Below are 9,278 nucleotides of genomic sequence, written 5' to 3' on the forward strand. Positions count from 1 at the left end.
GGGCACGTCGTGGGTGTGCTCCCCGCGTGCCTGCCCGGGGACCCGCGGGAAGCCGCCGACCTGCGTCCGGTCGGCCGCGGGCGTCGGATCCCGGGTGCCCGGGGGCGCGGAAACGTCGTCGTGTGCTCTGCCCCGCTCCACCGCGCCTCCTCCTGCGTCTGCCGTGTTCGCCCAGCTCATCCCGGTTCCGTTCGCGCGAGCCGAACCTCCGGAGCACCATAGGCGGACGGAGTGACAGTTCAAACATCTGTCGTGTCGGGTAAGGTAAGCCTCACCTTCAAACGATCGCGATTCGGTGGTCCCCACGAATGTCTGCGCACGCTCTGCTGCCCGGCCGGTTCACCTCACCGGTCGCCGATGCCTACCGGCGACTGACCGAGGTGTTCCCCTCGCTGGGCATCGACGAGCTGACGGACAGTGAACGGCCGGCGGCGGACGACGGCTGGGTCGGCGCCGTCGACCTCGCGGCGGGCGGCCCCGCCGTCGACACCTTCCTCGCCTGGGACGAGGCGCAGGTGATCCGCGACTACGGACAGCGGGCCCGCCCGGATGTCGTCGCGACCTTCGGACTGCACCGATACGCCTGGCCCGCCTGCCTGTTGATCACCGTGCCGTGGTTCGTGAGCCGCCGGGTGCCGCGCGTGCCGGTGGAGAACGTCTCCTTCCAGCGGGCGCGGGGCCGGATGGCCGTGCGCGTCGGCGAGTTCGCCTGTCTGCCCGACGACCCGGCCGCCGCACTGCCGGGCGCCAGGGTCGTACCGGACGAGGAGGCGCTGCGCGCGGAGGTGCGGTCGGCGGTGGCCGAGCATCTCGGCCCGGTGCTGGCCGCCTTCGGACCGCGCATGCGCCGCCGGAACCACGCCCTGTGGGGCATGGCGACGGACGAGATCGTCGAGGGTCTCTGGTACGTCGCGCACCTGCTCGGTGAGGAGCGGCGCGCGATGGCCGAGCTCGAACTGCTGCTGCCGGGCACGACGAAGCCGTACGTCGGTACGGCGGGCTTCCGCGAACTGCGCGGCCCCGGCGGTGAATCGCTGCCGACCAGGGACCGGGCGAGCTGCTGCCTCTTCTACACGCTGCGGCCCGAGGACACCTGCGTGACCTGCCCGCGTACGTGCGACTCCGACCGGGTCCGACGGCTGAGCGCAAACAGCAACTGACGCTCCCGCGGGGTTCACCGAACCATGCCACTCGTCCAGGTGGCATGAGGGTGGTTCGAAATCGAACGCAACTCACCGCCCCCATGCGTCCGTTCGAGCAGATCCCACCTATTCGCGTGCCCTTGCACCTCGTTGGCGTTCTCTTGTCCCGAAACCCTCTGAGCGCGGTCGCGGTTCGGCCAATATGGCGCCCGAAACGCCCCACTGCGATGCAAGGAACACCGCATGCGACTGACCGACATAACGCTCAACTGGCTGCTTCCGGGCGGCGTGATGCTCGTCGGGGTCCTGGCGGCGGTGGCAATGATCGCGCGCGGCAAGCGCGCCGGTGTCAAGACCGCGGCCGAGGACTCCTGGGAACGCAGCGAGGAACGCCGCAGACGGAAGGAAGCGGTCTACGGCACCGCCTCCTACGTGCTGCTGTTCTGCTGCGCCGCGGTGGCCGCCGCGCTCTCCTTCCACGGGCTCGTCGGCTTCGGCCGGCAAAACCTCAACCTCACCGGCGGCTGGGAGTATCTCGTCCCGTTCGGCCTCGACGGGGCGGCGATGTTCTGCTCCGTACTGGCCGTGCGCGAGGCCAGCCACGGCGACGCGGCTCTCGGCTCGCGGCTGCTGGTGTGGACGTTCGCCGGCGCCGCCGCCTGGTTCAACTGGGTGCACGCGCCGCGCGGTATGGAACACGCGGGCGCGCCGCAGTTCTTCGCCGGCATGTCGCTCTCGGCCGCCGTGCTCTTCGACCGGGCCCTGAAGCAGACCCGACGTGCCGCGCTGCGCGAACAGGGCCTGGTGCCCCGTCCGTTGCCGCAGATCCGGATCGTCCGCTGGCTGCGGGCGCCCCGTGAGACGTTCGGCGCCTGGTCGCTGATGCTTCTCGAAGGCGTACGGACGCTGGACGAGGCGGTCGACGAGGTACGCGACGACCGCAGGCAGAAGGAACAGAACAGACACCGGCGCCGCGAGCAGGAGAAGCTGGGCCGGGCGAGGATCAAGGCGCTCAACCGGCAGCACCGCGCCTGGGGGCGCGGCCGTGGCCGCCAGGTCGAGATGGCGGGGGCGGCGTCCGTACCGGCCGTGGGCGGTGGGACGGGTTCACCGCCGGCGGTGGGCCCGGCGGCGCCGGAGCCAGTCATACCGGAACTCCGCGAACCGGACCAGTTGCCCGTACGATCCCGGCCCTCCCTTCAGGCAGTGAAGGGTTCCGAGGGCCGCACCGTTGACCTGACCGCCGAGGACGACACGCAGGCGCTGCCGCGGCTCGACTCCCTGGAGCGCAAGCTCAAGGACCTTGAGCAGCAGTTCGGCTGAGTGCCGGGTGCCAGGTGTCGGGGGCGGGTGGCGTCCTGAGCGAGCCGCGACACCGTGGGTGAACACACGACCGGCGTGACGGGAGACCGCCGCGCCGGTCCGTCGCCACAGGAGCTCGCGGGCCGGCCCCGGCCTTCTCGCCGTGCCACGGGCCGTCTCGCCGTGTTCCCGGACTTCGTGCCCCCGGCCTTCTCGCCGTGTCTCAGGCCGTCTCGCCGTTCAGCTCGAACCAGACCATCTTGCCCAGCCCCTGCGCCCGTACGCCCCAGGCGTCGGCCAGGCCCTCCACCAGCACCAGCCCCCGCCCGTGCGTCCCGTCGTCCTCGGTCGGCTCGTTCGGCGTCGGCGGCGCGTCCACGAAGTCCCGCACCTCCACCCGTAGTCGGGAGTCGGCGACGGTGGCCTTGACCACGGCTCCGTGCTCGGTGTGCACCAGCGCGTTGGTCACCAGCTCGCTGGTCAGCAGCTCCGCCACCTCCGCCGATTCACGTGCCCGCCAGTGGCTCAGCAGCTCGCGCAGCGCGTGCCTCACCTCGGGCACCGCCGTGAGATCGGCGCTCTCCACTCTGCGGAGCAACTGCTTGCGCAGCAGTCGCGCCTGCTCCCCCGTGCCTCTCATGTCTCCTGTCCCCCCATGCCGCTATTGCTTGAACGAGCTTCCTCTCTCGAAGGCTCTCCCCGAGATGCATTCCCCACTCGTCACCGGCCACTCATGACGATCCGGGACGGTGTGACAGCGAGTGCCCGACGCCCGTCATGGGAAGTGAGGGGTTGCGAGATCGGCCGGACACCTGGAGTGTGCCGTTCCGGAAGGCTGAGCCGTAGACCTGAGGAGCCTTGATGCACGACGACCGCACCTTGGTGGAGGGCCGTCTGGAGCGCGCCCTGCGCCAGTTCATCCGCCCCGCGCAGTACGCGGCCAGGACGCCGCTCGCCCTCTCGGTCTGGGAGGTACCTGGCGAACCGGTGCCCGTGGGGCAGGCTCTGCAGGGCACGTACGCGCCGTTCGAGACCGGTACGCCCTGGGGTCCGCCCTGGTCCACCAGCTGGTTCCGGCTGGAGGGAATCGTCCCCGACGAGTACGCCGGGCGGCGCGTGGAGGTCGTGATCGACCCGGGTTTCACCGGCGAGGGGCCCGGCTTCCAGGCCGAGGGGATGGTGTACGACGCGGCCGGCGTGCCCATCAAGGGTGTGCACCCGCGTAACCGCCATGTCCCGGTCGGCGCGCCCGCCACGGGCGGCGAGGCGGTCCATCTGCTCCTCGAAGCCGCGGCCAACCCGTCGATGCCGGGCGACTTCATGCCGTCAACTCTCGGAGACGTACAGACCGCCGGTGACAGCCCGCTGTACACGTTCGCCGCCGCCGACATCGCCGTGCTGGACGAGAACGTGTGGCATCTGGTGCTCGACATCGAGGTGCTGTCCGAGCTGATGGCGGAGCTGCCCCTGGACCGGTCGCGGCGGCACGAGATCCTGCGCGCACTGGAGAACATGCTGGACGCGCTCGACCTGCACGACGTGGCGGGTACGGCGGTGGCGGCCCGCGCCGAGTTGGCGGGCGTCCTGGCGAGTCCGGCCGCTCCCAGCGCCCACCGGGTCTCGGCGGCCGGGCACGCGCACATCGACTCGGCGTGGCTGTGGCCGCTGCGCGAGACCGTGCGGAAGGCGTCGCGGACCTTCGCCAACGTCACCGCGCTCGCCGACGAGTATCCGGAGCTGGTCTTCGCCTGTTCACAGGCCCAGCAGTACGCGTGGGTCCAGGAGCACCAGCCGCACATCTGGGAGCGGATCAAGAAGGCCGTGGCGGACGGCAATTGGTCGCCGGTGGGCTCGATGTGGGTGGAGTCGGACGCCAACATGCCGGGCGGCGAGGCGCTGGCCCGGCAGCTCGTGCACGGCACGCGCTTCTTCCGGGAGGAGCTGGGGGTCGAGACGGAGGAGATCTGGCTGCCGGACTCCTTCGGCTACACGGCCGCGTTCCCCCAACTGGCCAAGCTGGCGGGCGTGAAGTGGTTCCTCACGCAGAAGCTGTCGTGGAATCAGACCAACAAGATGCCGCACCACACCTTCTGGTGGGAGGGCATCGACGGCACCCGCGTCTTCACGCACTTCCCGCCGGTCGACACCTACAACGCGCAGTTCCACGCGTCCGAACTGGCCCACGCCGAGCGGAACTTCGCCGACAAGGGCCGGGCGTCACGCTCGCTGGTCCCGTTCGGCTGGGGCGACGGCGGTGGTGGTCCCACCCGGGAGATGCTGGAGAAGGCGCGCCGGCTGAAGTCCCTGGAGGGCTCGCCGCGGGTGGAGATCGAGAAGCCCGCCGCGTTCTTCGCCGCCGCCGAGGAGGAGTACGGGCAGAAGGCCCCGGTCTGGTCGGGCGAGCTGTATCTGGAGCTGCACCGGGCGACGTACACGACGCAGGCGAAGACCAAGCAGGGCAATCGCCGCAGTGAACACCTCTTGCGGGAGGCCGAGTTGTGGGCGACGGCCGCCGCGCTGCGGACGCCGTCGTACGCCTATCCGTACGAGGAGCTGGACCGGCTGTGGAAGACGGTGCTGCTGCACCAGTTCCACGACATCCTGCCGGGCTCGTCCATCGCGTGGGTGCACCGGGAGGCGCGGGACACCTACGCGGCGGTGCGGGAGGAGCTGACGGAGATCACGGCGGCGGCCGTCGCGGCGCTCGGCGGCGGCGGTACGGCGGTGCTCAACACCTCGCCGTACGAGCGGACGGAGATCGTCGAGGCCGACACGGCCGACATCCCCGAGGGCGGCGCGACGCAGGCGCTGAACAGCCACGGGCGGTCGGCGGCCCTGGTGCGGGTGCCCGCGCTGGGCGTGACGGGGCTGGCCGCCGCCGAGCCGGCGGGCGAGACCACGGGCGTGACGACGCGCGCCGAGGGCTCGGACGTGATCACCCTCGACAACGGGCTGTTGCGGGTCACCGTGGACCGCGACGGCCTGCTCCGTTCCGTGACGGATCTTCACGCGGACCGTGAGGTCCTGGCGCCGGGCAGCCGGGGCAATCTGCTCCAGCTGCACCCGGACCACCCCAACCAGTGGGACGCCTGGGACATCGACCGGCACTACCGCAACCGGCACACCGACCTCACGACGGCGGAGTCCGTGCAACTGGTCGAGCAGGGGCCGCTGCGGGCGACGGTCCGGGTGGTCCGTACGTTCGGCTCGTCGTGGATCGTGCAGGAGATCCGGCTCGCGGCCGGCAGCCGGCGTGTGGACGTCGTCACGGAGGTCGACTGGCAGGAGTCGGAGAAGGTCCTGAAGGCGGCGTTCCCGCTGGACGTGCACGCCGAACGGTCCACCGCCGAGATCCAGTTCGGGCATGTGCACCGCGCCACGCACGCCAACACCAGTTGGGACGCGGCCCGGTTCGAGATCTGCGCGCACCGCTGGCTGCGGGTCGCCGAGCCCGGCTACGGCGTGGCGGTGGTCAACGACTCGACGTACGGCCACGACGTGACGCGCACCGCGCACGACGAGGGGCTGGGGACGACGGTACGGCTGACGCTGCTGCGGGCGCCGCACAGCCCGGACCCGGAGACGGATCTGGGCACGCACAGGTTCAGCTACGCGCTGGTGCCCGGCGCCGAGGTGACCGACGCGGTACGGGAGGGCCTGGCCCTCAATCTGCCGCTGCGGGTCGCCGCCGCTCCCCCGTCGGCGCCGCTGGTCGCCGTCGACCACCCGGCGATCACGGTGGAGTCGGTGAAGCTCGCCGAGGACCGTAGCGGCGATGTGGTCGTACGGCTCTACGAGTCGGCCGGGAACCGCGCGTCGGCCCTGCTGCGGACGGGCTTCCCCGTCGTATCGGCCCGGGTCACCGACCTGTTGGAGCGTCCGCTGCACGAGGCCGGGACGGGGGCGGACGGTCTGCGGGTCGCGCTGCGGCCGTTCCAGATCCTCACGCTGCGGTTCACACCGGCGTAGGACGGCCGGTCGCGGGGGTCAGGGCCGGGGCACGTTGCGCAGGTTGGAGCGTGCCATCTGCACCATGCGGCCCACCCCTCCGTCCAGGACGATCTTTCCGGCGGAGAGCGCGAAGCCCTGCACCATGTCGGCGCTGATCTTCGGCGGCATGGACAGGGCGTTCGGGTCGGTGACCACGTCGACCAGGGCGGGGCCCTTGTGCTTGAAGGCGTCCTTGAGCGCGCCCGCGAGCTGCTTGGGCTTCTCGACCCGGACGCCGAACGCCCCGGCGGCGCGGGCGACGGCGGCGAAGTCGGGGTTGTGGTTAGTAGTGCCGTACGCCGGCAGACCGGCCACCATCATCTCCAACTCGACCATGCCGAGGGAGGAGTTGTTGAACAGGACGATCTTCACCGGCAGTTCGTACTGGACGAGGGTGAGGAAGTCGCCCATCAGCATGGCGAATCCGCCGTCACCCGACATCGAGACGACCTGGCGCCCACGGTCGATGAACTGCGCGCCGATGGCCTGCGGCATGGCGTTGGCCATCGAGCCGTGGCTGAACGAACCGATCACGCGGCGACGGCCGTTGGGCGACAGATAGCGGGCGGCCCACACGTTGCACATGCCGGTGTCGACAGTGAAGATCGCGTCGTCGTCGGCCACTTCGTCCAGTACGGAGGCGACGTACTCGGGGTGGATCGGGACGTGCTTGTCGACCTTGCGGGTGTAGGCCTTGACGACGCCTTCGAGCGCGTCGGCGTGCTTCTTGAGCATCTTGTCCAGGAAGCGGCGGTCGTTCTTCGTCCGTACCCGGGGCGTCAGGCAGCGCAGCGTCTCGCGTACGTCGCCCCAGACCGCGAGGTCCAACCGCGAGCGGCGGCCGAGCCGTTCGGGCCGGACGTCGACCTGGACGATCTTGACGTCGGTGCCGTCGGGCAGGAAGGCGTTGTACGGGAAGTCGGTGCCGAGCAGGATGAGCAGGTCGCACTCGTGGGTGGCCTCGTACGCGGCACCGTAGCCGAGCAGTCCGCTCATGCCGACGTCGAACTTGTTGTCGTACTGGATCCATTCCTTGCCGCGCAGGGCGTGGCCGATCGGGGACTTGACCCGCTCGGCGAACTCCATGACCTCGGCGTGTGCCCCGGCCGTGCCGCTGCCGCAGAAGAGCGTGACGCGGTCCGCCTCGTCGATCATCGAGACCAGCTTGTCGATCTCCAGGTCGCCGGGCCGCACCGTCGGCCGGGAGGTGACCAGGGCGTGCTCGATCGCCTTCGTGGGGGCCGGCCGGGAGGCGACGTCGCCGGGCAGGGTCACGACGCTGACACCGCCCCGGCCGACCGCGTGCTGGATGGCGGTCTGGACGAGCCGGGGCATCTGCTCCGGGCTGGAGATCATCTCGTTGTAGTGGCTGCACTCCTCGAACAGCCGCTCCGGGTGCGTCTCCTGGAAGTAGCCGAGGCCGATCTCGGCCATCGGGATGTGAGAGGCGAGCGCGAGGACCGGGGCCATGGAGCGGTGCGCGTCGTACAGGCCGTTGATCAGGTGCAGATTGCCGGGGCCGCAGGAGCCGGCGCAGGCGGCGAGCTTGCCGGTGATCTGTGCCTCGGCGCCCGCCGCGAAGGCCGCCGCCTCCTCGTGCCTGACCTGGACCCAGTCGATGGCCGCGTTGCGCCGGATGGCGTCCACGACGGGGTTGAGGCTGTCACCGACGACCCCGTAGAGCCGTCGCACTCCGGCGCGGGCGAGGATGTCGACGAACTGCTCCGCCACGTTCTGCTTGGCCATGGAAGCGCGCCCTTCAGCTGCCCGGGGATCCGGGCCGGCCGGTACCGGCCCGGGGTCCCGTCCGGTACCCGCTGTCCATCAACCCATGCCCCGCGCGGTTACGCCTCCCAGACCCCCACGGCCGTCCGGTCGTCGGCGTACCCCTTCGCCCGCAGTCCGACGTCCGCCAGGTACGCGGCGAGCCCCGGGGGCCCGCCGCGGGCCCAGCGTGCGGCCAGCTCGTCGCCCAGGGCCGGTACGCCGCGCAGCGGTTCGGCGAGCCCGACGCTGGTCAGCAGGAGCGTGTCGCCCGGACGGGCGACCGAGGCGCGGAAGCGGAACGGCTCGGGCGGTGGCGGCAGGGGGTCCTCCACGATCGGCCCCGGTGGCTTGGTGATCTCCAGGTCCATCGTGAGGCGGTCGCCCTCGGAGGTCTGTTCGGCGGCGGCCTCGGCGAGAGTCCGGGCGGGCGCGGAGCCGAAGCCGAGGACCGGTTCGCCCTTGATGTCGGAGGGCTCGGGGACCAGCGGCTCCAGGTCCTGCCAGGCGCCGTCCCTGAGCCGGAAGAGTCCGCCGCCGCCGACGCCGAAGAAGACGCGGGTCCGGCAGTCGGGGTCGGCGGAGAGCAGCAGGCAGCGCAGGCTCGCGGTGTAGTCCTCCGGTTCGCGGCCCAACTCGGCCGCGCGGGCGCGCAGTCTGCCGTACGTGCGGTCGGTGAGCCGGTGCAGGCCGGACTTCAGGTCGCCCCGGCGGCCGGCTCTTATGTCCTCGGCGAGCCGGCTGTGGCTGCGGCCGACGGCGCCGCCGATCCAGCGGCAGGCGTCGGCGGCGGACAGGTGCGCGCCCTCGGTGGCGCGGGCGCCGGTGGCCACGGCGACCAGGACGAGGGCGCCCGGTCCCGCACCGAAGCGGGCGGTGAGCAGGGCGTCTCTGCGGGGCTCGCCCCGGTAGCGCGCCGAGTCGCCGCGCATGGAGGCGGCGCGCAGGGTGTACGTGCCGTACCGGGCGCCGTCGAGGGCGGTGTCGGCGACGAGTTGGCCGAGGCCCTCGGGGTCGGCGGCGGGCAGGGCGGTGGGTTCCGCGTCGTAGGTGGGCGGGCTGTCACCGACATGGCCGAGG

Annotated in this window: 6 protein-coding genes; 3 read left to right on the plus strand and 3 right to left on the minus strand. The window is 71.5% G+C overall.

The genetic code is table 11. The features are described from left to right. Window positions 1-308 precede the first annotated feature (308 nt). Together P3L51_RS33160 and P3L51_RS33165 are read left to right on the plus strand one after the other, a co-directional pair. The gene (locus P3L51_RS33160; protein WP_354609056.1) at window positions 309-1,160 is read left to right on the plus strand and encodes a (2Fe-2S)-binding protein; all 852 of its coding nucleotides are present in this window, start codon (window positions 309-311) and stop codon (window positions 1,158-1,160) included. Window positions 1,161-1,385: 225 nt separating this feature from the next. Next, the gene (locus P3L51_RS33165) at window positions 1,386-2,465 is read left to right on the plus strand and encodes a DUF2637 domain-containing protein (RefSeq protein ID WP_354609057.1); all 1,080 of its coding nucleotides are present in this window, start codon (window positions 1,386-1,388) and stop codon (window positions 2,463-2,465) included. Between the two features lie 202 nt (window positions 2,466-2,667). On the opposite strand, the gene P3L51_RS33170 is transcribed toward P3L51_RS33165, so the two are convergent. Next, window positions 2,668-3,084, minus strand: a complete 417-nt coding sequence (locus P3L51_RS33170) for an ATP-binding protein (RefSeq protein WP_354609058.1) — start codon at window positions 3,082-3,084, stop codon at window positions 2,668-2,670. A 221-nt stretch (window positions 3,085-3,305) separates the two neighbouring features. Here P3L51_RS33170 and P3L51_RS33175 point away from each other — a divergent pair, with 221 nt between their 5' ends. Further along, complete coding sequence (locus P3L51_RS33175; protein ID WP_354609059.1) at window positions 3,306-6,413, plus strand: alpha-mannosidase; 3,108 nt, start codon at window positions 3,306-3,308, stop codon at window positions 6,411-6,413. Between the two features lie 18 nt (window positions 6,414-6,431). Here P3L51_RS33175 and P3L51_RS33180 read toward each other — a convergent pair whose 3' ends face one another. Together P3L51_RS33180 and P3L51_RS33185 are read right to left on the minus strand one after the other, a co-directional pair. Further along, window positions 6,432-8,180, minus strand: coding sequence for a pyruvate dehydrogenase (locus tag P3L51_RS33180; protein ID WP_354609060.1), 1,749 nt, complete (start codon window positions 8,178-8,180; stop codon window positions 6,432-6,434). A 98-nt stretch (window positions 8,181-8,278) separates the two neighbouring features. Beyond that, the coding region (locus tag P3L51_RS33185; protein ID WP_354609061.1) for a protein phosphatase 2C domain-containing protein at window positions 8,279-9,278 on the minus strand (1,000 nt) is incomplete at its 5' end.

The organism is Streptomyces panacea (genome assembly GCF_040560175.1).
Classification (GTDB): domain Bacteria; phylum Actinomycetota; class Actinomycetes; order Streptomycetales; family Streptomycetaceae; genus Streptomyces; species Streptomyces panacea.

Bases quoted from the DNA above. Each gene is read 5' to 3' on its own strand.
- P3L51_RS33180 (WP_354609060.1), bottom strand. From the start codon at position 8,180: ATGGCCAAGCAGAACGTGGCGGAGCAGTTCGTCGACATCCTCGCCCGC.
- P3L51_RS33165 (WP_354609057.1), top strand. From the start codon at position 1,386: ATGCGACTGACCGACATAACGCTCAACTGGCTGCTTCCGGGCGGCGTG.
- P3L51_RS33160 (WP_354609056.1), top strand. From the start codon at position 309: ATGTCTGCGCACGCTCTGCTGCCCGGCCGGTTCACCTCACCGGTCGCC.
- P3L51_RS33170 (WP_354609058.1), bottom strand. From the start codon at position 3,084: ATGAGAGGCACGGGGGAGCAGGCGCGACTGCTGCGCAAGCAGTTGCTC.
- P3L51_RS33175 (WP_354609059.1), top strand. From the start codon at position 3,306: ATGCACGACGACCGCACCTTGGTGGAGGGCCGTCTGGAGCGCGCCCTG.